Origin of the sequence: Streptomyces sp. NPDC051636 (assembly GCF_044453765.1) — a bacterium.
Taxonomy (GTDB): domain Bacteria; phylum Actinomycetota; class Actinomycetes; order Streptomycetales; family Streptomycetaceae; genus Streptomyces.
Map to the genome: position 1 here is coordinate 20,649 of NZ_JBITDA010000017.1, position 23,041 is coordinate 43,689.

Here is a 23,041-nt window from a genome sequence, read left to right on the forward strand (position 1 = left end):
GGCGGCTCACCGGACCCGTCCCCGGCTCGCACCGGCGGCTGTCACCAGCCGCCGGACGGTGAGGGTGACCTCTCCCACCTCCAGGCCGGTCAGCTCAGCCACGCGTTCGGCGACGTCGTGCTGGATCCGCTCGCAGACCTGGGGGATGTCGGTGGGATAGGGCAGGTCCATGGTCAGGTGCAGGCGCACCGATCCGGTACGGGTGGCCGCGGAGGCGCCGGGCGCCGCCGGTTCGCTCCCGTCGGCCGGTAGGGCGGCCCGCCGGGACTGGGCCGTGCGTGCGGCCTGGGCGGCGATACGGGCGACCACCCTGTCCGGGATGACCGTGGCGCCCCGCTCGGCCGGAGGCGGCAGACCCGCGGCCCGCGCCGGCGGGCCGGGCCCTTCGTCAGGGGGCGGGGAACCGGGCCGGGTCTTCACCGCTGCCTCCGTCCACGGAAGTCGAGGTCGCCCTGCGCGGCGAGGCCGGCGATCAGCCCCGCCGTACCCAGGACCAGGACCAGCAGGAATGCCCAGAAGCCGCCGAAGTAACCGGCGAAGCCCAGGGCCATGCCGGCCGCGAGGCCCGTCGTCGCTGTGTTCATCATGCACTCACCCGTCTCGCGAACGTACGTCGCCGTCGTGTGATCATCCGGCCACGCCCAGGACGTGGCGGTGGGTCACCTCACGCGGCCCTCGTCCGGTTCGGCCTCTTCCTCCTCGTCGGGGAGGTGGACGTCGTCGACGGCGATGTTCACCTCGACCACCTCCAGTCCCGTCATCCGCTCCACTGCGCTGATCACGTTGGTGCGTACGCCGCCGGCGACCTCGACGATGGAGACGCCGTACTCGACGACGACGTCCAGGTCCACGGCGGCCTGGCGCTCGCCGACCTCGACCTTCACTCCTCGCGTGACGCCTCCGCCTCCGCCGGGGACCCGTTCCCGCATGGCGCCGAAGGCGCGGGCCATCCCCGCTCCCAGGCTGTGGATGCCCGGTACCTCGCGGGCGGCCATGCCCGCGATCTTGGCCACCACGCCGTCCGCGATGGTGGTCTTCCCCCGTGTCTCGGCCGGAGTTCCGGCACCGGTGCGGCCCTTCAGCGCGCTCACGCCCGTGTCGGGCCGGTTGCCCCCGCCGACGCTGGTGATGTTGTCCGTCATGGCGGTCGCCTCGATCGGTCGGTGGGACACCTGAGTGGTGCCCGTCGAAAGGTTGGACACACGGTGCGGCGTACTCCTCACACCCAGATGGTGTGACGTGCATCACATCCATGTACGGGGGTACACGGCTCTTTCCAAGGCTCGCGGGAGCGTCATGACCGAACGCACTGCTTTCCTGCTGGAATACGACCTGCCGGACGGACTGCTGGCCGTACGCGCGGCCGAGGGAGACGAGGACTCCTTCGCCGTTCTCGTCCAGCGGCACAGCCGGTCCCTCCTGGCGCTGGCCCGTTGCATGATCGGCAACGCCCAGGACGCCGAGGAGGCCGTTCAGGACGCCTTCGTCAGCGCCTGGCGGCGACTGCCGGAATACCGCCACGACGCGGAGTTCCGTACCTGGCTGTACCGGATCACCGTCAACCGCTGCCTGACCATGCGCCGGCGCCGACCGCCGCCCCTCTCCCTGGAGACCGTCGTCGAACCCGCGGCGGGCGACGCGCGGAGCCAGCCCGCCCGGTCCGCCGAGCAGGACGCGGCCACGGCCGCCCTGTCCCGCGCGCTCGCCGAGCTGGACGCCGGGCAGCGGGTCTGCTGGATCCTGCGGGAACTGCAGGGTCTGCCCTACAAAGAGATCGCCCACGTCACGCGGACCAGTGAGCAGACGGTGCGCGGCAGACTGTTCAGGGCACGCCGATCCCTGCAGGAGGCGATGGGCCCATGGCGCTAGACGACCCGCACGCGCGGCCTTCCGAACCGCCCGGCGCCGACGTGCCCCCGTTCGCGGATGATGAGGTACTGCCCTGCGGCCGCCTGCTCAGCCGGGTCTGGGAACAGGCGCAGGACGCGGCGCCGGCCGCGGACCCGCACACGGTGTCCTGTCCCCACTGCCGAGAGGCCGTCGAAGGACTGGCCACGGTGAACGCGGCCACCCGGGCGCTGCGTGCCGAGGACCCTCCCGGCCTGCACGCACTCGCCGACCGCGTCATGAACGTCGTCCGGGCCGAGCTCCGGCTCGGGCGGCTGCTGCCCCTGGCCGACCCGGACCTGGACCTGCGGATCGCCGAGAGCGCCGCGGCCAAGGTGCTGCGGCAGGCCGCGGACACGGTCCCCGGTGCCAGGGCCGCGACCTGCCGGCTCGTACCCGAGGGCGGGGGCACCGACGTGCGGGTGACCATGACCCTGGCCGCCGCCCTCGACCGCCCGCTGCCCGACCGGGTCCATCAGGTACGGCGATCGGTCCTCGACTCGGCCGGACAGGACCTGGGGCTCGCGGTCACGACCGTCGACATCACCGTGGTCGACGTACTGGAGCCGTGGCCGCTCCCCGGCCCCGGCCACCCGACCGGCGGTGGTACGTGATGACCACCACCGGCACGACCACTCTCCTCGCCGTCGCGGCCGACGCGGCCCTCGCGGTCCCCGGCGTGGCCGGCCTGCAACCGCGCCTCGCCCACCGTCTCGCGGCAGCCGCCGCACCCACCCGGACGGACACCACGCCTCATCGCACGTCGCCCGAGGCAGGCATCCGCGCCGACCGGGCGCCGGACGGGCCGGGATGGCACATCGAGGTGCGCTGCGTGCTGGCCGAGGGCCACCGAGCGCTGGACACCGCCAGGAACGTCCGCGACCGGGTGCGGGCCGCCGTCACCTCCCACCTCGCCGGCCTCCGTGCCCCGGAGCCCGTCACCGTCGCGGTCACGGTGACCCGTATCGCCGCCCGGCGCGACACGGCATGAGCGGACGGGCCGGGCAGTGGATCGGCCCCTTGCGTGCCCGCCTTCCGTCACCGCAGCCTCAGGCTCGGGACCGAGGGCCCGCCCTGCGGGGGTACGGATCCCCGTCCCGTTCCCCGCCGGGGCGCCGGCAGCCGCACGCCGAAGCGCATCGCCGTGCGCCGCCACAGGCGGGGCAGGAAGGTGTAGAAGCGGTCGGGAAGGAACACGGCGTCCGCGACGATCATGGCTCCTGAGAAGAGCGGAAGCCCCAGGAGCACCGCGATACCGAGATGCATGCCCAGCAGCATGGTCAGAACGGGGTACTTGAGCCTGCCGAAGAGCACGAACGGGAAGGCGACCTGCGTGAGAACGGTCAGGTAACCGGTGGCCGCCATCGCGATCGGGTACTGGTCCACGAAATGGGAGAGCGCCGGCCACGGCTGGAAGAGCTCGAGGTTCAGCACGTAGTGCAGAGCGGTGCCGTCACCCCAGAAAGGGCCCTGGACCTTGTACAGGCCGGCTGAGCCGTACAGGAAACAGACCTGCGCCGCGATGACGAAGACACCGCAGTTGTGCACCACCGTGGTCAGGGTGATGCGGGCGGCCCGGAGTTGTTGTGCCGGGACGCTCCTCACCCGCTCCGGCGCGTCGCCCGCACGAGCCGCCCTGGTCCGCTTTCTGCGTGCGTCCAGGGACCACTGCCTGCCGCATGCGGTGAGCACGAGGTAGAGAGCCATCAGCAGGACCAGGTTGTCGCCCCCGTCCGTCATGAAGATCGCTCGCGCATGGAACGAGGTCACCACGACGGCGAACAGGACGGACGTGGCCCGGGTCCGCCAGCCCAGCATGAACAGCGCGGACGTCACGAGAGCCAGCACGTAGCACAGTTCGAAGTAGGCGCGGCTGTCCGACAGGATCAGGAAGCTGTTCCAGCCCGTCTGGTCGAAGAGCTGTGCCGCCAGCGCGGGTGTCCACGGGGAGCCGGGGCCCCAGATCTCGTGACGGTGCGGGAACTCACGCAGGAGAAAGATCAGATAGAGCAGCCCGTAACCGATGCGCAGAACGGACGTCGCGTACAGAGAGACCGGCCGACCGGTGACAAGCGCCCAGAGAGCGCCGGTCCCGACGAGCAGCCGGCGGAAAGCCGCGCCCGCTGCCGGAGTCCTCCGGTCCGCAGGGCGGTCCGGCGTGACTGCCGTGACGGGAACCTCGCGGATCCGCTCACTTCCCATGAGGGGTCACCTTCCACCAGGGCAGGAGCCGGTTCTCGACCGGCGTCGGCGGGCGGTCACCGGCCGTGGCGCCGGGCGCGGCGACGGGCCGTGTGACGACCCGAAGCTGAATGAAGTCGAAAGCGCCGCCGCTGTTGTGGCCGGCGACGCGGTCCGCAGCGATGTTGCTCAGATACTTCTGCATCATCACGGCCCGTTCCGAGCGGGCCGTGTCGTCCGCCCCGTGCGTTTCGACGTAGGAGGACCAGGCGCGGCGCAGGAGGTTCTGAGCCGTGTGGCTCGGAAACACGTGGTGCTCGACCGCGGCGCGGTCCACGGCGGTCAGGTCGAACCACGGGCTCACCCGCATCGATCCGTCGGAGGCGGTATGCGCGGTTCTCGCCAGGATCTGCCGGTTGACGGCGTCGGGATTCGGGGCGAAGAGCCGCCAGTTCTGTTCGAAGAGGGGGTACACCCATGCGTTGATCTGCTGGCCGTACCGCCTTGAGAGGGAGTTGGAGGGAGCCACTGCGAGGAAGACGACGACGACATGAACCAGAGCCGTCACCAGACACAGGGCCACGGCACTGTGCAGCCCGGCTTTCAGTACACGGGCACCCGCGGGCTGTGTGCCGGGCGGATCCGCGTCGTCATGACCTTCCCCCGGGAGCGGGCCGGAATCGGACTGCTCACGTTCTTTCACACCCGCTGATTCAATTCCGCTCGACACCGTCCACCTTGCCTTCTCGTATCCGCTGTCCGGCGCCTGAGGTTTCTGTGGACTCGCGCCGGCGGCGCGCGGCGGAATCGAGGGAGTTCCGCCGCGCGCCGTCATCCGAGGAACGGATTTTCCGCAGTCTGCTGCCTAGTCCTCGTGGCCTTCGTGGCCTTCGTAGCCGTCATGGCCTTCCTGGCCCCTGTGACCCTCGGAATCGTCGGAGCCCTCCTCGCCGCTGGGGCCCCTGTCGCCCTCGTAGTCCGTGTAGTCCTCGATCTTCGGCTTGTTGCCGTAGCCGTAGCCGTAGCCGTTGTGCACGCCGGGCTTCTCACCGGGGCCGTGGCCCGGTTTGCCGTCCGCGCCCGGGTACTCATCGCCCGGCTTGCCCTGGTGAGGGGCGCCACCATGGCCCGGTCCACCCGGCGCGCCGCCGTGCCCACCGGCGGTGTTGCCCGAGGTGTTCCCGGTGGTGACGTTGTTCCCGGCGGTGTTTCCGGCGGTGTTGCCCGAGGTGTTTCCGGCGGAGTTGCCCGAAGTGTTTCCGGCGGTGTTGCCCGACGTGAGGGCGCCCCCGGTGACGAGGGGTGCGCCTTGGATACCGCCGCTGATCAGACCCCCACCGGTCGCACCGAGGATGGAGCCGTCCGTCAGTCCACCGGTGCTGGTGCCACCCGTGCTGGTGGTGCCACCCGTGCTGGTGGTGCCACCCGTGCCGGTGGAGCAGGCGTTGAGGAAGATCCGGTTGGTGTCAAGCGTCACGGCACCATTGCGGGCCAGCGCCCGGCCCTCGATGTTCGTTCCCGTGGTCACGTGGATGTCCGTCAGAGCCATGATGGTGCCCACGAAGGTGGAGTTGGTGCCGAGGGTGGCCGAACTCCCGATCTGCCAGTACACGTTGCACGGCGAGGCGCCGTTCGTCAGGAGCACTCGGCTGGAGGACGCTGTCGTCAGGGCTTCCGGAATCTGGAACACCCAGACGGCATTCGGGTTTCCCCCGGCGTCCAGGATCAGGTCGCCGGTGAGCCCGACACCGGAGGAAGCGGTGTAGACGCCCGGGAGCAGGGTGGTGCCGTTGCCGATTCCCGCCGCAAGTGCGAAGTCCGTGGCCTGGCCGGCCGCATTGTTGTACGCCGTGACCAGGTCGGACTTGGCCTGGAGCGCGACGGCGTCAGCGGCGTGCACTGCGCCGAGCACCACGCCGGGCGGGAAACCGGTGATGGACGGGTTCGGGTGCGTCCCGAGGTCGTGATCGATCACCGTGGCGCCGGTGTTGGTGACTCCCGCACCTGCCAGAACGGAGAAGCTTGCGGCCGTGCCCAGCGGTACCGGCGTGGCGATGGCGAGCGCCTGCGTGGGCGTCAGAAAGAGCAGCGCAGCGGCGACCATTGCGGCAAGCGCTGAGGCCAGCAAGCCGGGCAAGGTGCGGCGGCGAGCCGCAAGGGGGATCTTCAGCTTCATCGAGAGGTCATTTCCTGTAGAAGGGGGCCATGGCGTACCGGGCCCTACCGATAGCCCCGGCAGCCTTGAGGAATGACGGCATATTACGCAGGGATTTTCAGCCGGCAGCATTATCTGAGGGGGGAGTCGTAATAACCGGGAATTCGGCACCCCAATGCACGGCGAATATTCGTTAATTAATATGTCTGATGATCCGCCGCTGTGTTCGCCTGAGGATCACCGGCATCGTGCTCCTCGTGGCCGCCCGGCCGCGGCGCCGGGCGCCCAGGGCCTCGTGTTCCGGTGAGCCGGTCGCTCCGTACCGGTCCGCCGGGCCTCGACGAGGAGTATCCTGGTGATTACCGAGAGCATTTCGTACACCAGCTTCCACGCTGAGGTCGTTCCCGGCGATTCACGACAACCGGGTCGGCCACGACCGGCCCGGGGTTGGGTCCGCATCATGACCGCGACCATTCTGTTGACGCCCGAGGTCGAAGGCCGGACCCCTTCTTCGTTGCCGCTCCGACTCGTGCTGGCACCCGCCGACACCGCTCCGGCACTGATCGACGGTGCCTGGTGGCCCCGCACCCGCGACCTGACGGCGGAGCTCCCCGCGCTCATGGAGGTACTCGACCCGCTGTGGGGGCGGATCACCCGAGTCACGGTGAATCCCACGTTCTGGCCGGTCATCCCGCGAAAGGTGCCCGTCCACGGACATGTGGTGCATGTCGGCTGGTTCGCAGCCGAGCAGGACCCGCACAAACTGATGCTGCTCTCCTACACCGTGGGCCGCTGGGACCTGCTGGTGATCCCACCGGAGACAGAGCCGGCCACCGCGGCCCGGCTGATGGCCACGGCCACCGACCCGACGCGGAGCCTCACGGCGAGCGGCCTGGTCCAGGAGGCCGACCTCTTCCGGACCGCGGCGGAAGCAGAGATCGGCTCGGACTCGGTCCGGGAGGCGGTCTGGGACTCCGAAGGCGGGCATGACGCCCGCCGCCCGTCCTCACGTATCCCTGCGGGGGCGGTCATCGGCGACGTGCCGGCCCCGGCGGAGGGAATGTGAGAGGCATGGAGTACGTCCGCGGCGCCGGCGTCGGCGAGCCGACGGGGAGCCGACGGGCGAGTGCGCGGCGGCATCCCTGGGGCCGCGGTAGCGCGACTGGAAGTTCGCGAAGCACGTCTTGGAGTCGCCGTCGTCGTACGGGGACGGGCCGCCGGCCGCCAGCGCACCGAGGAAGGAGCGGTTGCAGCCGATGGCCGCTGAAGGGGCCGCTCCCTGAAGCAACTTGTCACGTCGGCAGCCGGTCACCTTCTGGAACGCGTCCACGACGTCCTCGCCCCTGCGGAGCCGGGAGTAGGCGAGGACGAGGTCCCGCTGGGCCGCGAGAGGGTACGCCCCCGTCTCGCCGAACTGCTCGTCGAGCAGGCGGAACCACGTCTCGAAGCTCGGCACCAGTGCTCGGACGCCCGGCGGGAGGGTGTAGACGGTGAGGTCCGTCGGAACGGACCAGGTGTCCAGCCCGGGGTACCCGACGTACGACAGGATCCCGATGCCGACCTTCGGCGGGTGGTCGCCGTACCGCCTGCGCAGCTCCAGGTAGCGCTCGAGGTTGGTGTTGGAGCCGGCCCAGGCGTACCAGAAGCCGCTGGGGTAGAGGGACGTGCCGCCACGGGCGTGCGTGGTGCCGAACAGGGCCGGTGACACACACCGGACCTGCCGCGCGTCCCACGCGGCCTTGTACTCGGCAGACGTGGCGATACAGCCGTTCGCGGGAATCGCCGCGCGAGTGCGGACCTCCGCGAACGCGCTGGGCGCGCCCACCAGGACGAGGAGGCAGGCCGCGAGGGTGAGCAACGGCCCTGCGTGCGGTGCGACGTGCCGACGCCGGCGGTTCATCGGGGGACGCGCCGGAGCGGGAGGCCGTGGCCCCGCGCTCCGGGACGCGGCCCGTGGGGGAGTCGTGCCGGCCGAGGCCGCCTTGGCCGGCCCGCTCGCCCGGGCGAGCGCGTCCATCCGGTGCATCATGTTCGGTTTCCTCCGTTCAGGTGACCGGTGAGCGTCACCACTCGTCACCGAGGGTCACACCTGGGAGCTTCCCGGATGCTTCGGCCCGTGCACCAACAGGCAGCCGAATGGCCTGTGCGGGTGCCGCCGAGGCGCCTGACGCTGTGGGCCTCGCTCGCCGCGACCGCGGGTCATGGTCGTCGTCCAGTGGACGGGGCAGCCGGCCCGCTCGGGGTCCCGCGCCCCGCACTGTGACGTTCGAGCATGCAGGTGCGCTGAGTAGAGCGGGCAGCCTGTGTGATCGCTGTACCTGAGCCAGGGCACTCGAAAAAGGGGATGAGGGTGGCACCGCGTGCGGCACATCACCGGCGTTCACCGAAGCGGTGTGTCCTTGCCGGGGTCGCCACGTCGGACGGCCGGGTACCCCAGGTGAACGCCCGCCCCCGAGCTCCCGGTCCGCGGTGATCCGGCACCGGGCCACCCACCCGGGTGCGATCAGGTCCCTCACCGGCCCCTGACCGGCTTCAACCGCCCCGCCGTGCCCCGATCGGCGGGTTCCACTCTTCGCTCCGTGAAGGAGATACATGCGCAAGCGCGCTGCCTCTGCCGTGCTCGGTGCCGTTGCCGCGCTGGCCGGCTTCGCCGTCCCCGGTGCCTACGCAGGCGAGACCCAGACCGACGTCGACATCAGCAACGTCTCCTTCGACGGTGGCAAGAACATCGTGGTCGGTCTCTACGCCAAGACGATCACGGTCTCAGGGACCTTCACCCACCCGTCGGGCATCCAGGACGCCGACTTCGTCCTGTGGCGCGGACCGGACGGTGCGAACCCCTACGACACCTACGACGACCGCATCGTGTCGAACCAGTACTACTCCCATGCGGACTGTGTCGCCTCGAGTGCCACCACTTCCACCTGCTCGCAGACGATCTCCCTCGAACCGGACTGGCGGTACAGCGGCACCGCGCTCACCAACGCCCACGCCGGCACCTGGAAGGTCAGTGTCCAGGGGGTGGCCAATGACGACAGCTGGACCCACACGGCGGACTACACCACGACCCGTCTGCAGCGGCAGTCCCAACTCACCGTGAACGCAGGCCCGGAGCCGATTGCCCAGGGCGAGTCCCTCACCGTCACCGGCAAGCTCACCCGGGCCAACTGGGACACGCTCGACTACCGGGGTTACACCAACCAGCCGGTCCGGCTCCAGTTCCGCAAGGCCGGCACTACGACCTACACCACCGTCAAGACCGTGTACACCTCCAGCACCGGCAACCTGACGACCACGGTCACCGCGTCCGAAGACGGTTACTGGCGCTGGAACTTCGCCGGCACCTCCACCACCCCGGCCGTCAAGGCGACCGGCGACTTCGTGGACGTGCAGTAACCCGAAGGCCGCTCTCGACGGCTCAGGACCTGCACAGCGATCGCATCACACCGCCCCCGCTCTCCTCGGGAAGAGCGAGGGCGGTTTCCTTTGTCGTCTCATCCCACGCTCGGGCCGGCCGGCGTGGCCGGCAGGCGCAGTGCGGTCTGATCGCGCACGTGGACGCCGTCCAGCCCCGTTCTCGGCCGTCAACCGCTCGGCGGCCCCCGAGATCGCCCGGGCCCACGCCCGCAAGCCCCACCGGTCGACGGCTGGGCCGGTGCCGGATCCGTACAGCTGACGCGGGCCGACCTCGACGAGATCGCCGCGGCGGTCACCCGCGTACCCCTGTTGACTGTTGTTGCCCGCTCTGAAGGACACGCTGTGGGCACGCACCGGGGCGGTGGGTGAAGCGGTCAATGTGCCGACGGGCCGGCCAGGTCGTCCAGTTCGGCGGCGAAGAGCTGTGTGGGGTCGAATCCCATCCCGGTGAAGTGGCCGGCGAGTTCCAGGGACAGGACGCCGTGCAGCCGGGTCCAGAAGGTCAGGGCCCGGTGGAGGACCGCGGGCGGGGCGGGATGGCCGTCCGTCCAGTCCCGGTGTCCTTCGAGGTGCGCCTCGAACGGTGCAGCCGGGCCGTCCAAGGGGAGCGTGGCACAGGCGTCCAGGAGGGTCGCCATGATCTCGGACGCGATCGCGGTGATGTCGTCGGGCGCATGGTAACCGGGGACGGGCGTGCCGTAGATGAGAAAGTAACGCTGGCGGTTCTCCAGGGCCCATCCCCGCAGGGCGTGTGCCAGCGCGACCACGTCGGCACGGGTCTCCGAGGCCGCGCGGAAGGTGTCGGCGAGGCTTCGGTACGCGTCCCTGACGAGCTCGGTGATCAGCTCGTCACGGCTGCCGAAGTACCGGTACAGCGCGGGTCCGCTCATGCCCATCTGCTTGGCGATCGCGTTGAGGGAGAGCGCGGACGCGCCCGCCGTGGCGATCTGCTCCCACGCGCGTTCCTTGATCTCCGTGCGCACCTGGGCGCGGTAGCGCTCGCGCGGGGTCTTCGTGCCCTGTTCCGCCACTGGTCTGCCACCTTCCGCACCGCTGCGACCCGCAAAGTTTAGTTAGAGGCTATCACGGAAGCTATTGACTCTCCGCCATACGGTCGGTTACAACATCTAACGAACGAGAAAACATGTATCTCAACGGAACGCAGTGGAGGTCGCCATGAACGCCGAAGGACTCGTCGAGGTCGTCCTGCCGGGCAAGGTCGAGCCCGAAGGGCTTCAGATCCGGCACGGAGTCGTTCCCGCCGCGGGCCCGGGCCAGGTCCTGATCCGCATGGAGGCGACCGGCGTCTCCTTCGCCGAGCAGCAGATGCGCCGCGGCCGCTACTACGACCAGCCGGCGTTCCCGTTCGTACCCGGCTACGACCTGGTCGGCACGGTGCTGGCGACCGGCCAGGGCGTCGAGCCGGGCATGGTCGGTATCCGGGTCGCCGCGCTGGTCAAGGTCGGCGGCTGGGCCAGCCACATGCTCGTCGACGCGGCGGACGTGGTGCCGGTGCCCGACGGGATCGGAGCGGCGGAGGCGGAGACCCTCGTCGTCAACGGCGTGACCGCCTGGCAGATGCTGCACCGCAAGGCCCGCGTCCGCGCGGGGCAGACCGTGGTGGTACACGGAGCCAACGGTGGCGTCGGCTCGGTCCTGGTCCAGCTCGCACAGGCAGCGGGCGCGCACGTGATCGGCACGGCGTCCGCGCGTCACCACGATGCCCTGCGGGCACGGGGAGTCGTCCCCGTCGACTACCGCACGGACGACGTCGCCGCACGGATCCGTGAACTCGCCCCGGACGGGGTGAACGCCGTCTTCGACCACGTGGGCGGCCGCGGCATCGTCGACTCCTGGCGCCTCCTCGCCCCCGGCGGCACGCTTGTCTCGTACGGCAGCGCCTCCACCCGGGACGACGAGGGGTCCAAGCAGTGGCCCGTGCTCAAGCTGCTCTTCCGGGTGTGGACGTGGAACGCGCTGCCCAATCGCCGCCGAGCGTACTTCTTCAACGTCTGGGCCGGACGGGCTCTGGCCCGGAACAGGTTCCGGGCCCGGCTGCGGGCCGACCTCACCCAGGTCTTCGCCGCGTACCAGCGCGGGGAGGTCACCGCCCAGATTGCCGCCCAACTCCCGCTCACCCGTGTCGCGGACGCCCTGCGGCTGGCGGAGTCGGGGACGGTCGCCGGCAAGGTCGTACTGAACCCGTAGGCACGGCACCCGAGCGCCCCATCCCGGGCACGCGATCCGTGCGAAGGCGGCCGACGCCCAGGACACCGAACGCGGCCAGCGGTGACCGGGGGTCCAGCGTGTTGACGGCCGGCTGCGCGGCGAGGTGCAGCGGTGTGGTCATCGGCCGGGGCCTCCCGGTGAGTGACTACAGCCAAGCAGACGCTCCGTCGCACTGCAGACGAACGGCGGACGTCGCTGCCCACGCGCAAGCGTGACGAGGAAGCCGGTCGCGGACCGACCGTCAGACGGCCTTGCCCGGCTTGTGGCGGGGCAGAGCAGGGAGCAGCGCGGTCGCGACGGCTGCGACGGCCAGGTTCACGATCGCCGCTGTGCCGAAGGCGTGGGCGTACCGCGCCACCCGGCCGCCGTGGGGCGTCAGGACGTCGAAGAAGAACACGCCGGTCACCGCGACCCCACCTTGAATCCCGTCACGGTCAGCACGCTGCCGAGTTCCAGCACGCGCCGGCCGTAGCGCGGCGTCCAGCGCGCCGCCGGCAGGCTGGTGGGGAAGAAGGCGACCGTCGGCGGTGTGTATGCGAGCCCTGCGCCCAGGGCGGACACCCCAAGGCCGTTGTGCAGCATCAGCGAGAGCGCCTGCGGCTGTTCTCCACCGCCCAGCTGGTGGCCACCGGGCACCTCCGCATCCTCCGCCTCGCGAAGCACTGCCTTTCACGATCGTGATCAACGTCCTGGCACGGCTCCAAGCACTGCCCAACCCAAGCTGACCACCAACCTTCTCCCCATCCCGACGAGCCGGAGCAGCCCTGCCGGAACCGCGGAACCCAGCGCCCACCCGGCGCGGCAGTCGGGCCGTCGGCCTGCCTGCACCCCACCGGACTAAGTGGGGCTGGGCTTGCCCTCTCCGGGAAGCACCATGTTGTGAGCGATACAGTTCCGCATTGCGGGGACACGCGGATCGGATGCCAAGTACACAGGGTCCGAGCGGTCCGCTACCCGCTGCTTGATTGGCCACGCAACGCCCTGAGCGGCGACACAGCCGCCCATCCGCCCCTGGAAGTCGGCCTGTTCCGGCTGCTCGGGCTTGCTGCCTTCACCTTCGGCTTCGATCGTCGCGGCGAAATCCTGCTGTTTCTGGGTGCAGTCGTGCTTCGCTGCCTTCAATTCGGTGGCGGAGGTGCCCGCTTTGACAATGATCAGCCCGCTGGTGTGTTCGAGATGCAGGCCTGACTTCCGCAAACACGCTCCGTAGGCCAGGAGTTCAGCACTGGGACCGGGCACAAGGTCTGGCGTTGCGGAGGCGCTGTTGCCCGGACTTGCCGGGGCGGCATAGCCCTGGTCCTCTCCGCCCGCTACCAGGACTACACCGAGTACGGCGGAGCACAAGCCGGCAACACCACCGACGGCGCTCCACAGCTTCGTTCGGCGATTCATCGGGGCCTCCTAACTTCGTTTCCTGATTCGGCTCAGGCGGGATCGAGAGCAGGCCCAATTCCTGTGCTTTAGCGCCGAGCGCAAATCGACCAGGGGCGTGTAGCTTGGCCATGAGACGTTGCGTACGTCTTTGAACGGTGCGGTGCCCCAGTTGGAGATGGCGACCGATAGCGGCGTCGGACAGGCCAAGCCGCATCTGTCTGAGTATCGCTAGATCGGTGGCGTCCAAGCCGAAGTTGGATGGGAAGCGGCCACGGTGGGATGCACGGGTAACCCCCTCCGTTTGTTTTTCGGTCAAGCCACTCCTCGTCAACGAGCCGAGCCGGGGGCAGAGTACCCGATCAACCATGCGGTGAACAGCGGATGTTGCTGCGGGTAACGACTCTGAGGGAGGGTTCGATCGCACCAAATCGGGCAAATCGGAACTGGTTGGCGTGATTACGCCACACATCTGGGCCGTTGGGGACCCGGCCCGATACGTTGCCGCCGGTCGCCACCTAAGTGGTCGGCGTATCCATAATGGATGACTACAGGAGTCCACTTTGAAGTTCCGGGGTCTCAAGATTGCTGCGATGGCTGTCGGGTCTGTCGCTCTGGCCGGGTCTCTCGCCACTTCGGCTCAGGCTGATGATCTCGACTACACGTGCAATGACCACGAGGTGTGCAACTATCGCCTGACCAGCTACACTGGCGGAATTTGGGACACAGGCAGCGACGAGTCGAATTACGTCGGTTGGTACTTCAGTAACGGCTACACGCTGAATGACCGTACTAGTTCCCTCAAGAACAACGCCGACATCTACGATGTGGCGCACTACACCAATTCTTCCTACTCTGGGTACTACCTTTACACCAGTACCAACTCGGCCCGGTCGAGCCTCTATTCGCCCTACGAAAACGCATTCAGCTCCCACCAATTCTGACGCCAGGGCCGGTTCGCTCAGCGTGGCTGGGCGGACCGGCTGTTTGAAAGGAACCCCGTGCAAGGGAAGCCCCTGTGTGCTGTCGCTGCCATGATTACGTGCGTCGTTCTTTCGGGATGCGGCGTGCAGGGCGACTCTCCCAGCGGGTCGTCCGAGCCGCCACTGGGTAAGCGCCTGGATATCACTGACACCCGCGACCTCAGCCTCCCGCTGGACAGTTACAGACTGTCTCGGGAGGAGAGCTGGACACTCACCACAGCGCGCATTCCCCTCCTTGAGCGGTGCATGAAGCGGTTCGGGTTCGACTATCAAGTAGTTCTGCCCGGACAGCGTAATTTCGCGGCGGCCAATGAACGGAATTTCGGACTCACGGATGAGAGCTCCGCCCGTTCGTACGGGTATCACCTGCCCGCGCAAAAAAAGGAGAAGCTGCCGCCCGAGCCTGACTTGAGCGCTCAGGGACAGGCTGTCATGAGTGGTACCGGCCAAGGTCGTTACAAGGGGTTGAACGTCCCCGACGGCGGTTGCGACGGTGAATCGAAGCGAGCTCTCGCGAAGGGGGCTCCAAAAATTGATGACCCTGACGCGGCCGGGGTGCTCGCCCTTCAAATCTCCCAAAAGGTCGAGCAGGACTCACGCGTTCGTGAGGCATTCGGTGAATGGTCCGCCTGCATGAAGAAGCGCGGCTTCGACTATAAACACCCGATGGATCCGATCGACGACCCCAACAATCAAGCGGGTTCGACGGCCTCGAAGCGTGAGATCGAGACGGCCGTGGCCGACGTACAGTGCAAGCGGCAGACGAGGCTCATCAGCACCTGGGCGACCGTGACGGTGGCGTATCAGAAACAGGCCATCGAAAAGAACGCCGAACGTCTGAAGAACATCAAGGAAGCTCTCCAGGTGATGCTTCGCAACGCGAGCAAGCTTCAGGGAAGTTGAGCGCTGCTCCGTTCCTGTGCCGGCCCGGCTGCGTTCCGGGCCGATAACGATAGGCGTTGAGTGAGTACCAAGAGGGGCGGGATGGCTGACGGTCAGGAGTGGCGCGCGGCCCCGGAGACCACGCAAGAGGTTGAGCTGCCAGCCACCTGCTGTCGTGCGAACTCACCGACTTCACGGCACGGTGAACAGCCAAGCCGTTCCCGGCTGTCCCGGAGTAAACGGCTTCTGGTGGGGATCGCGGTGGGGGCAATGGCGTTGTCCGGCGCGGGCATAGCGGCCGCGTCGGTGATCAAGTCGCCGGCGCAAGCCGCGGCGGAGACGGCACCGCCGGCGGCAGACGTTCTGAGCGCGCCTGTGGAACGGCGTGTGCTGAAGAACTCGGTGGTACTGCGAGGAACGGTCACAGCCGCGCAGTCGGTGGACGTCGCACCGACCGCCGTCGGTGGGGAGGACGCCGGGAAAGCGGTGGTGACCAAGGTGATGGTGCACCCGGGAAGCACCTTCACGGCGGGCAAGGTCCTCATCGAGGTGTCCGGTCGCCCGGTGTTCGCGCTCAAGGGCAAGCTACCTGTCTATCGGGACCTCAAGCCCGGATCCCATGGCGATGACGTGGCTCAGTTGCAGCAGGCCCTGGCCTCACTGGGACATGGCACCGGCTCGGACCGGACCGGAGATTTCGGCCCCGGCACCAAGGCGGCGCTGAACTCCTTCTACGCTTCCATGGGCTACGACCCGCTGCCGGCCCAGTCCGATGGTGAGGACCAGGTGGAGGCGGCCCAAGAGGCAGTCACCCAGGCGAAACGGGCGCTGGAAGACGCCCGGGGCGCGGCCTCCGAGGACGGCGGCAAGGCGAGCGGCGCTGGAACCCAGGCCAAGCGTGCCACCGAGGACTTGGCGAAGGCCCGGAAAGACCTCACGGAGGCGCAAGCTGCCTCCGGCCCTATGCTCCCGGCCTCGGAGGTGTTGTTCCTGCGGGATTTCCCGGCACGCGTGGACTCCCTGTCCGCCCAGGTGGGCACCGAGCTTTCCGGGAAGGCCATGGTCGTTTCGGCGGGAGAGCTGGTCGTCAGGGGCATGCTGTCCCAGGATCAGAAGGGACTGGTCCGGCAAGGGCAAGCGGTGGACATTCTCTCGGAGCTCAGCGGCGCGGCGGCCCGCGGTCGCGTGGCCTCACTGGCGGACGAGCCCGTCGCATCGGCGAGTGACGCGGACGAGAGCGCGTCGGGTGACGGCGGGCAGGGCTACACCCTGATCGTTCGGACACGGAAACCGCTGTCGGCGAGACTGGCCGGGCAGGATGTCCGGTTGACCGTGGAAGCTGCCTCTTCTGATGGACCCGTGCTGGTGGTGCCGGTTTCGGCGGTCTCCGCCGGAGCCGACGGTCGCACCACGGTGACGATGCTGGGGCCGAACGGCAGCCGACGCCGGGTGGAGGTGCGTACTCCTACCTCCGGTGACGGGTACGTGCAGGTGGTGCCCGTACACGCGAATGCTCTGCACGAGGGCGATCGAGTCGTGGTCGGGATCAAGTCCGCCGGCAAGAGCGAACCGGGGGACCGACAGAAGACAGGGCAGGACTCCGGGTGGAAGTTGTGATCCCGTCTGCGTCAGTGAGGGAACAGGGCGCCGGGTCAGGTGAGCAGTCACCTTCGGGACGACCGCCGACGCCGGTGATCGAGTTTCGTGGTGCGGGACTGACGTATCCGGGCCCGCCACCAGTAGCTGCCTTCCTGCCATGCGATCTGGTGATCGGCAAGGGCGAATACGTCACGGTGGTGGGGCCATCAGGCTCCGGCAAGTCAACCTTTCTGAACATTGCGGGGCTATTGGACGCCCCCACCGTGGGCACATATCTGCTGGACGGAATCGACACGGGCGCGCTCAAGGACGCTGACCGCACCTCACTGCGCGGGCACCGCATAGGTTTTGTCTTCCAGTCCTTCCACCTTCTGCCGCATCGGTCCGCGCTGGAGAACGTCCTGCTGGCGATGGTCTACAACGCCACGCCGCGTGCGCAGCGAACCCTTCTGGCACGTGAGGCGTTGCAACGGGTGGGACTGGGGCACCGGATGGACGCGGTCCCGACGCGGCTGTCGGGCGGTGAACGGCAGCGTGTGGCGATTGCCCGGGCACTTGTGGCGCGTCCCTCCTTGCTGCTGTGCGACGAGCCGACCGGCAACCTGGACTCAGCGACCGCTGAATCCATCCTGCAACTGCTTGACGAGCTTCATGCCGACGGAATGACCATCGTGGTGATTACCCACGACCGAGGAGTGGCCGAGCGCGGCCAGCGCACTCTCACCATCAGGGACGGAAAGCTGAGCGACAGCACGCACGCCTCGCCGCTGACGCCGCCTGCCCCGACGTCTGCACCGGACGAGGGGCAGGCCGGTGGGTAAGCGTCTCCGGCGGGAACGTGCCGCTTCCCTTTCCCCGTCCCGGCGCAGTGGACACCGGCTTCGCCGGGTACTGCCGGCGTTGCGGTGGGAGACGAACCAGCAGGTGGTGCGTTCCCGGTTCGCGCCCCGCGACCTGCTGGCAGAGGCGGTTTCGGGGATGTTGCAGCGTCCGGCTCGCTCGGCGCTGACCGCCATGGGCACGATCCTCGGGGTCGGCACGTTTGTGGCGATCCTGGGTTTGACGGCGACCACTTCCGCGCAGATCGACGCACGGTTCAACGTGCTCACGGCGACCGAGGTGACAGTCGAGGACACCGGCGGCGAGGACCCGGACCTCACCCCGTTGGCCTTCCCCAAGGATGCTGATGCGCGCGTCGAGCGCCTGCACGGCGTCGAGGAGGCAGGGGTCTACTGGACGGTTCAGTTCGAGAGCGGGGCAAACGTGCGCTCTGCCCCGATCGGTGACTCCGGCGGTGAGCAGATCCAGGTGGTCGCAGCCTCCCCGGGCACCTTGGAGGCGGCCGGTACCCACCTGGCGTCAGGCCGCATCTTCGACCGCCTCCACAACTCCCGCGCCGACCAGGTCGCCGTCATTGGCTCCGGCGTCGCCGCCCGCTTGGGCATCACCACCCTGGAGACCCAGCCGGCGGTATTCGTCGGTGACCAGCCCTTCACCGTCATCGGCATTGTCGACGACACCGACCGCAAGGCAGACCTGCTGCTTTCCGTTGTCGTGCCGCGTAGCGCCGCCGAGAGGCTCTGGGGCCCGCCCAGCGGCAGCGCTCGCGCCAAGATGCTCATCTCGACGAAGATGGGCGCCGCCACCCAGATCGCCGACGAGGTCCCCTTCGCTCTGGACCCGGCCCATCCGGACCGATTCAAGGCCAATCCGCCACCCGACCCCAAGGGCCTGCGTACCAACGTCACCTCGGACCTCAACCAGCTCTTTCTGCTGCTGGCCGCGATCTGCCTGGTCATAGGCGCCGTGGGGATCGCCAACACCACCCTGGTCGCGGTGCTGGAACGAACCGGCGAGATCGGCCTGCGCCGCGCACTGGGAGCCCGGGGACGCCACATCACCGTACAGTTCCTTGCCGAGTCCGGCATTCTGGGCGCACTGGGGGGTCTGGTCGGCACCTCATTGGGCACGCTGACCGTAGTCGGTGTTGCCCTGGCCCGGGAGTGGACCCCCGTCATTCATTCCGGAACTGTGGCCGCCGCTCCCGCCATTGGCCTGCTGACCGGCCTTCTCGCCGGGCTGTACCCCGCGTGGCGTGCCGCCCGTATTCAACCGGCCGAAGCGCTGCGCCGCTGACGCGGTCAGCACTCGTCCTCGGACCGCGAAGGTGTCTGCCTGAGGGGCGGCTGCCGCAGCCTCTGCCGTTACGACGGATCTGTTGACCGTGGTTATCCGCTCTGAAGGGCACGCTATGGACACGGCGCTGCGAGGTGGACGATGTCGTGCCCGCGTCGTCCTCTCCACGATTCCCCTGACAACACGCTGATCGGCCGGTGCGGTGGGTGATCAGCCGCCCATCCCCCACCGCACCGACGTGACCACTGCGAGCAATAGGGCCGGCCCTATGCACCACCACCGCATAACCCTCCGTACGGGCGGCAGTACCCACAACACCGCCGCGGCACCGGCCGCCCCCATGGTGAGGACGCACGACAGGATGATGCCTGTGTACGCGTCGTCATCCCAGGGCCCGGACGGGCGGATGGTGAGTGCCGTCCAGCAGAAGTACGCAGCGATGACGGTGAGCAGGAAGAGTGGCACGGCGAGAACTAGGCGGAGGCAGCCGCGGTCGTCGTCCACGGGGGAAGGGTTGGTCATCGGCGAAGCGCGCTCCTTGCGTCGTAAGGCACGTGAGATCGTCGGCATGCCGGAGGGCCCCGGTTCTGCGATCTTCGCCACACCGGGCACAGGCCGTCCACCCGATCGGGCGCCACCCTCAAGGGCACGATGGTGCGCGCCGGACAGTCCTCGGAGAAGGCAGCGCTGATCTACCAGCACTCCGACGAGGCGCGTCAGGAAGAGGTCGCCGCCGGCCTCGACGCGACGGTCCGGAAGGCTCGGGCTGAGGCCGCCAGAAAGGAGACACGCCTTCTGGCACGAATCTGGCACGCGGCCACTGATCACCAGACACAACAACAAGGCCCAGGTCTCTGACCTGGGCCTTCACACTGGAGCGGGTGACGAGAATCGAACTCGCGCTCTCAGCTTGGGAAGCTGATGTTCTACCATTAAACTACACCCGCGTAAGACGTACGGACCCGGCGGAGCCGGTGGCCGAACGCTCGCTCACTGTACCGCATCGCAGGCCCTGGGTGCTTGAGCCCCGGGGTCTGAGCGCGTTTTCGGGCATGGGATCCGGCTGCGGGGGAACCGAGTTGGGGCGTACGGTGAGCGTGTGGGAGAGGGGCTGGGCGGGGGCGGAGTGCCGCCTGGAGAGTCGTCTCTTTGATCCCGTAATGTGGCTTTTGTCGTCAGGGCAGTAAGCCAGACGCGGCTCTTGGGGAAGGGACTCTTGGACTTGATGGAACGCACCGTCGTCCGCTGTGCCGATGGGCACGTGTTCAGCACCGCTTCGTTCCCGATGCAGCAGGCCGAGCGGCTCGGCCCGGGCCGGCTCGTCCGGTGTCCACGGTGTGCCCGGCTGCGCAGTGTCGTGCCGGTGGCTCTCGAGAAGCGGTAGGCAGCAGGAACATCAACCGCGGTAGCCCGGCGCGTGGAGCCGTCACGATTGTCGCGGCTCCCCGCGCCTTGCGTATCCTCGCTACGTGCTTCTCTCAGACAAGGACATCCGGGCCGAGATCGACGCCGGGCGCGTGCGGATCGATCCCTACGACGAATCCATGGTGCAGCCGTCGAGCGTCGACGTGCGGCTGGACCGCTACTTCCGGGTGTTCGAGAATCACCGGTACCCGCACATCGACCCCTCCGTCGAGCAGGCGGACCTCACGCGGCTCGTGGAGCCCGAGGGTGATGAGCCGTTCATCCTCCACCCCGGGGAGTTCGTCCTCGCCTCCACGTACGAGGTCATCACACTGCCTGATGATCTTGCCTCGCGGCTGGAGGGCAAGTCCTCGCTCGGGCGGCTCGGGCTCGTCACGCACTCGACCGCCGGGTTCATCGACCCGGGGTTCAGCGGGCACGTGACCCTTGAGCTGTCCAACCTCGCCACGCTCCCCATCAAGCTCTGGCCCGGCATGAAGATCGGGCAGCTGTGCATGTTCCGGCTCAGCTCCCCCGCCGAGTTCCCGTACGGCAGCGAGCGGTACGGATCCCGGTACCAGGGGCAGCGCGGGCCCACCGCCTCGCGGTCCTTCCTGAACTTCCACCGGACCCAGGTGTGAGCCTTGAGGGGCGAGCCGCATGAGTGACGTGCGGGAGAACCTGATCTACGAGCGGTTCGGTGCCACGGCGTACCGCCCCGGCCCGGTCCCGGAGCAGCTGGACGGCGGGTGAGGACCCGATCTCGCCCGGCCCGCGTCCCCCTCCGGCAGGGCCAGCGGTTCGACCGGCCACAGCGCCTCCCCGCGACTCGCCCCGCAGCAGCGCGGCGTGCAACGCGGCCAACTCCGGCGAGGGGTCGGCGCCCAGCGCGTCGGCCAGTGACTCCCTTGCGCGCTGGTACACCAGCAGCGCCTCGCTGTCGCGACCGGCCGCGGCGAGGGCGCGCATCAGGGCGGCGACGAGCCGTTCCCGCAGCGGGTGCGCGGCCACCAGGTCGGTCAGCTCCGTGACCATCTCCGCACCGCGCCCGAGGGCGGTCTCCACCCGCCGGGAAGCGTGAGTACCCAATGCGAAAGGACCCCCGGCTGCCGCGCCGGGGGCCCTGCTCGCGCCGGGGACCTGCTAGAACGTCCCCAGCTTCAGGATCGACAGCAACGCGATCAGCTGGATCGCCGACGCCCCCAGTGCCTTCGGCCAGGGCAGGTCGTGGGAGCGGCTGACCATCAGGGTCAGCAGGGCGCCCGCCGCGACCCAGGTCGCCCAGCCCAGGAGCTGTACGAAGCCCGCGTCGCCGCCCGAGAACATGGCGAAGACCAGGCGGGGGGTGTCCGTGAGGGACATGATCAGCATGGAGAGGCCGACCGTGGGCTGCCAGGCGCCGTCGCCGCCGAGCTGGCGGGCCAGGGTGTGGGTGACCACGCCCAGGATGAAGGCGCTCAGCACCATCGCGACGGCCGTGGTCAGGACGATCGGGACGGCGTTGGAGAGTGTGGCGTTGATCGCGTCCTCGCGGGCGCCGTCGAAGCCGAAGACGGCGAGGAGGCCGTAGAGGAAGGTCACGACGAGGGCGGGGCCCCACATCGTGTAGTCGCGCATCCTGAGGAAGGTCTGGTTGGGGGAGAGGACGACGCCCCGCAGCAGTTCCTTCCAGTGCAGGGGCGGGCCGATCGGGGCGGCCGTGGCCGCCGAGCCCGCGTGGTAGGTCTCGCCCTGGGTGTAGGAGGCGGCCTCGTCGATCGAGAAGGCCTGGGTGTGGCCCGGGCTGTCGGCCGCGTACGGATCCGGGTTACCGCCCCCGTCGCCGTAGCCGTCGCCGAAGTACTCCGGTCCGTCGCCGCCCGGGTAGCCGCCGTTCGCCTGGGGCCACTGACCGCCTCCGCCCGCGCCGTACTCCGGCCGCTGCTGCGGGTACGGCTGCGGCGCCGACGGGTAACCGTACGACGGTCCCTGCGCCGCCTGTCGGCCGTGCGACGGTCCCTGCGGGGCCTGCTGTCCTTGCGGGGCGCGGTCGTCCCGGCCCCCGCGTCCGATCCTGAATCCAGCCACGTTATCGAACGTACCTGGTCCCGGAGAGTGACGTGGGGGCCCGGGCGCCCGGACCCGGCTTTGCTGCCGAGCTGTGACATCCCCTAAGGGCCCCTAAGGGGTCCCTGAGGGGGAGGTTCACTGGCCCGTCAGGAACCCGGACGCGGTACAAGATTGGCGGGATTGGAGGATATGGGCCATGGGGGGATGGCGAAGCCACAGGTGGGGGGAGGTGCGAGTGGCCCATGTCTTCCAAACGTGGCCGTGTGTACCGAACGGGCTGAGAGGAACATGCCCGGGCCGTCTGGCCGATCCGCCGATCCGGCACGCCGGGCCGTGAGCATGGTGGTCGCTCGAATCTGTGAAGGCACGGCGGTGGCGGTGGCGGATCAGCGGATGGTGCCGGGCAGGATGGGTCCATGAGCGTAGTCAAGATCAACGTGCTGACCGTGCCCGCCGAGCAGCGGGAGACCCTGGAGAAGCGGTTCGCCTCGCGGGCCCACGCCGTGGAGAACTCCGACGGCTTCGAGTGGTTCGAACTGCTGCGCCCCGTCGAGGGCACCGACACCTACCTCGTCTACACGCGCTGGCGTGACGAGGAGTCGTTCCAGGCGTGGATGGAGGGGCCGATGAAGTCCGCGCACCAGGGCGGCGGGGAAGGCGGGGAGCGGCCCAGGCCCGCGGCCTCCGGTTCGACCCTGTGGTCATTCGAGGTGGTGCAGCAGGCGGGCCCGAAGGGCGAGTAGGCCCA

26 protein-coding genes, 1 tRNA gene and 1 pseudogene are annotated in these 23,041 nt (G+C 68.9%); 13 read left to right on the forward strand and 15 right to left on the reverse strand.

Annotated elements, in window-relative coordinates; translation table 11 throughout:
- Positions 1–6 precede the first annotated feature (6 nt).
- The 3 genes from ACIBBH_RS26540 to ACIBBH_RS26550 form a co-directional block, all read right to left on the reverse strand.
- Positions 7–420 carry an Asp23/Gls24 family envelope stress response protein gene (locus ACIBBH_RS26540; protein WP_399408684.1) on the reverse strand — a complete coding sequence of 138 codons (414 nt, stop codon included), beginning with the start codon at positions 418–420 and terminating at the stop codon, positions 7–9.
- A complete protein-coding gene (locus ACIBBH_RS26545) occupies positions 417–587 on the reverse strand; it encodes a hypothetical protein (protein WP_399408984.1) in 171 nt (56 codons plus the stop codon). Before ACIBBH_RS26545 ends, ACIBBH_RS26540 begins: the two co-directional genes overlap by 4 nt.
- A 72-nt stretch (positions 588–659) precedes the next feature.
- Positions 660–1,142, reverse strand: a complete 483-nt coding sequence (locus ACIBBH_RS26550) for an Asp23/Gls24 family envelope stress response protein (RefSeq protein WP_399408686.1) — start codon at positions 1,140–1,142, stop codon at positions 660–662.
- Between the two features lie 154 nt (positions 1,143–1,296).
- On the opposite strand from ACIBBH_RS26550, the gene ACIBBH_RS26555 reads away from it, so the two are divergent.
- Genes ACIBBH_RS26555 through ACIBBH_RS26565 form a run of 3 tightly spaced genes read left to right on the forward strand, consistent with a single transcriptional unit; the run spans position 1,297 to position 2,878 of the window.
- A complete protein-coding gene (locus ACIBBH_RS26555; protein WP_399408688.1) occupies positions 1,297–1,869 on the forward strand; it encodes an RNA polymerase sigma factor in 573 nt (190 codons plus the stop codon).
- A complete protein-coding gene (locus tag ACIBBH_RS26560) occupies positions 1,860–2,501 on the forward strand; it encodes a hypothetical protein (RefSeq protein WP_399408690.1) in 642 nt (213 codons plus the stop codon). Before ACIBBH_RS26555 ends, ACIBBH_RS26560 begins: the two co-directional genes overlap by 10 nt.
- Positions 2,501–2,878: a hypothetical protein gene (locus tag ACIBBH_RS26565; protein ID WP_399408692.1), complete on the forward strand. Its 378-nt coding sequence runs from the start codon at positions 2,501–2,503 to the stop codon at positions 2,876–2,878. The genes ACIBBH_RS26560 and ACIBBH_RS26565 overlap by 1 nt, the downstream gene beginning before the upstream one ends.
- Positions 2,879–2,925: 47 nt before the next feature.
- On the opposite strand, the gene ACIBBH_RS26570 is transcribed toward ACIBBH_RS26565, so the two are convergent.
- Genes ACIBBH_RS26570 through ACIBBH_RS26580 form a run of 3 tightly spaced genes read right to left on the reverse strand, consistent with a single transcriptional unit; the run spans position 2,926 to position 6,244 of the window.
- Entirely contained in the window at positions 2,926–4,089 is a 1,164-nt protein-coding gene (locus ACIBBH_RS26570) for an HTTM domain-containing protein (RefSeq protein WP_399408694.1), read from the reverse strand.
- Entirely contained in the window at positions 4,079–4,903 is an 825-nt protein-coding gene (locus ACIBBH_RS26575; protein ID WP_399408696.1) for a DUF5819 family protein, read from the reverse strand. The genes ACIBBH_RS26570 and ACIBBH_RS26575 overlap by 11 nt, the downstream gene beginning before the upstream one ends.
- Positions 4,904–4,933: 30 nt before the next feature.
- On the reverse strand, positions 4,934–6,244 hold the full coding sequence (locus ACIBBH_RS26580) for an ice-binding family protein (RefSeq protein WP_399408698.1): 1,311 nt from the start codon (positions 6,242–6,244) through the stop codon (positions 4,934–4,936).
- Positions 6,245–6,683: 439 nt separating this feature from the next.
- Between ACIBBH_RS26580 and ACIBBH_RS26585 the strand changes: the two genes are divergently transcribed.
- Positions 6,684–7,289 carry a DUF5994 family protein gene (locus ACIBBH_RS26585; protein ID WP_399408700.1) on the forward strand — a complete coding sequence of 202 codons (606 nt, stop codon included), beginning with the start codon at positions 6,684–6,686 and terminating at the stop codon, positions 7,287–7,289.
- On the opposite strand, the gene ACIBBH_RS26590 is transcribed toward ACIBBH_RS26585, so the two are convergent.
- Entirely contained in the window at positions 7,230–8,123 is an 894-nt protein-coding gene (locus tag ACIBBH_RS26590; protein ID WP_399408702.1) for a hypothetical protein, read from the reverse strand. The genes ACIBBH_RS26585 and ACIBBH_RS26590 overlap by 60 nt on opposite strands.
- Before the next feature lie 692 nt (positions 8,124–8,815).
- Between ACIBBH_RS26590 and ACIBBH_RS26595 the strand changes: the two genes are divergently transcribed.
- Positions 8,816–9,619 (forward strand): calcium-binding protein, encoded by an 804-nt coding sequence (locus ACIBBH_RS26595; RefSeq protein ID WP_399408704.1) that lies wholly within the window; start codon positions 8,816–8,818, stop codon positions 9,617–9,619.
- 395 nt (positions 9,620–10,014) lie between these two features.
- On the opposite strand, the gene ACIBBH_RS26600 is transcribed toward ACIBBH_RS26595, so the two are convergent.
- Complete coding sequence (locus ACIBBH_RS26600) at positions 10,015–10,671, reverse strand: TetR/AcrR family transcriptional regulator (RefSeq protein ID WP_399408706.1); 657 nt, start codon at positions 10,669–10,671, stop codon at positions 10,015–10,017.
- A 145-nt stretch (positions 10,672–10,816) separates the two neighbouring features.
- On the opposite strand from ACIBBH_RS26600, the gene ACIBBH_RS26605 reads away from it, so the two are divergent.
- A complete protein-coding gene (locus tag ACIBBH_RS26605) occupies positions 10,817–11,848 on the forward strand; it encodes a medium chain dehydrogenase/reductase family protein (RefSeq protein ID WP_399408708.1) in 1,032 nt (343 codons plus the stop codon).
- A gap of 262 nt (positions 11,849–12,110) precedes the next feature.
- Here ACIBBH_RS26605 and ACIBBH_RS26610 read toward each other — a convergent pair whose 3' ends face one another.
- The 3 genes from ACIBBH_RS26610 to ACIBBH_RS26620 form a co-directional block, all read right to left on the reverse strand.
- On the reverse strand, positions 12,111–12,275 hold the full coding sequence (locus ACIBBH_RS26610) for a hypothetical protein (RefSeq protein ID WP_399408710.1): 165 nt from the start codon (positions 12,273–12,275) through the stop codon (positions 12,111–12,113).
- Positions 12,272–12,532 (reverse strand): hypothetical protein, encoded by a 261-nt coding sequence (locus tag ACIBBH_RS26615; protein ID WP_399408712.1) that lies wholly within the window; start codon positions 12,530–12,532, stop codon positions 12,272–12,274. Before ACIBBH_RS26615 ends, ACIBBH_RS26610 begins: the two co-directional genes overlap by 4 nt.
- Before the next feature lie 174 nt (positions 12,533–12,706).
- Positions 12,707–13,261 carry a hypothetical protein gene (locus tag ACIBBH_RS26620; protein ID WP_399408714.1) on the reverse strand — a complete coding sequence of 185 codons (555 nt, stop codon included), beginning with the start codon at positions 13,259–13,261 and terminating at the stop codon, positions 12,707–12,709.
- A 542-nt stretch (positions 13,262–13,803) separates the two neighbouring features.
- Here ACIBBH_RS26620 and ACIBBH_RS26625 point away from each other — a divergent pair.
- From ACIBBH_RS26625 to ACIBBH_RS26645, 5 genes are all read left to right on the forward strand, one after another.
- Positions 13,804–14,184 carry a peptidase inhibitor family I36 protein gene (locus ACIBBH_RS26625; protein WP_399408716.1) on the forward strand — a complete coding sequence of 127 codons (381 nt, stop codon included), beginning with the start codon at positions 13,804–13,806 and terminating at the stop codon, positions 14,182–14,184.
- A gap of 285 nt (positions 14,185–14,469) precedes the next feature.
- Positions 14,470–15,126 carry a hypothetical protein gene (locus ACIBBH_RS26630; protein ID WP_399408717.1) on the forward strand — a complete coding sequence of 219 codons (657 nt, stop codon included), beginning with the start codon at positions 14,470–14,472 and terminating at the stop codon, positions 15,124–15,126.
- A 228-nt stretch (positions 15,127–15,354) separates the two neighbouring features.
- Complete coding sequence (locus ACIBBH_RS26635; RefSeq protein ID WP_399408719.1) at positions 15,355–16,722, forward strand: peptidoglycan-binding protein; 1,368 nt, start codon at positions 15,355–15,357, stop codon at positions 16,720–16,722.
- A gap of 14 nt (positions 16,723–16,736) precedes the next feature.
- Positions 16,737–17,525: an ABC transporter ATP-binding protein gene (locus tag ACIBBH_RS26640; RefSeq protein WP_399408974.1), complete on the forward strand. Its 789-nt coding sequence runs from the start codon at positions 16,737–16,739 to the stop codon at positions 17,523–17,525.
- Between the two features lie 70 nt (positions 17,526–17,595).
- On the forward strand, positions 17,596–18,840 hold the full coding sequence (locus ACIBBH_RS26645; protein ID WP_399408976.1) for an ABC transporter permease: 1,245 nt from the start codon (positions 17,596–17,598) through the stop codon (positions 18,838–18,840).
- 210 nt (positions 18,841–19,050) lie between these two features.
- Here ACIBBH_RS26645 and ACIBBH_RS26650 read toward each other — a convergent pair whose 3' ends face one another.
- Positions 19,051–19,362 carry a hypothetical protein gene (locus ACIBBH_RS26650; RefSeq protein ID WP_399408721.1) on the reverse strand — a complete coding sequence of 104 codons (312 nt, stop codon included), beginning with the start codon at positions 19,360–19,362 and terminating at the stop codon, positions 19,051–19,053.
- 351 nt (positions 19,363–19,713) lie between these two features.
- Positions 19,714–19,787 (reverse strand) — tRNA-Gly (locus ACIBBH_RS26655).
- A 522-nt stretch (positions 19,788–20,309) separates the two neighbouring features.
- Here ACIBBH_RS26655 and dcd point away from each other — a divergent pair.
- Positions 20,310–20,885 carry a dCTP deaminase gene (gene dcd / locus ACIBBH_RS26660; protein ID WP_399369549.1) on the forward strand — a complete coding sequence of 192 codons (576 nt, stop codon included), beginning with the start codon at positions 20,310–20,312 and terminating at the stop codon, positions 20,883–20,885.
- 187 nt (positions 20,886–21,072) lie between these two features.
- Here dcd and ACIBBH_RS26665 read toward each other — a convergent pair.
- A pseudogene (locus tag ACIBBH_RS26665) lies at positions 21,073–21,306 on the reverse strand (BTAD domain-containing putative transcriptional regulator); the annotation flags it as partial.
- A gap of 81 nt (positions 21,307–21,387) precedes the next feature.
- Positions 21,388–22,311 carry a YIP1 family protein gene (locus tag ACIBBH_RS26670; protein WP_399408724.1) on the reverse strand — a complete coding sequence of 308 codons (924 nt, stop codon included), beginning with the start codon at positions 22,309–22,311 and terminating at the stop codon, positions 21,388–21,390.
- A 398-nt stretch (positions 22,312–22,709) separates the two neighbouring features.
- Between ACIBBH_RS26670 and ACIBBH_RS26675 the strand changes: the two genes are divergently transcribed.
- Positions 22,710–23,036 (forward strand): antibiotic biosynthesis monooxygenase family protein, encoded by a 327-nt coding sequence (locus tag ACIBBH_RS26675; RefSeq protein ID WP_399408726.1) that lies wholly within the window; start codon positions 22,710–22,712, stop codon positions 23,034–23,036.
- The last annotated feature ends 5 nt before the right edge of the window (positions 23,037–23,041 follow it).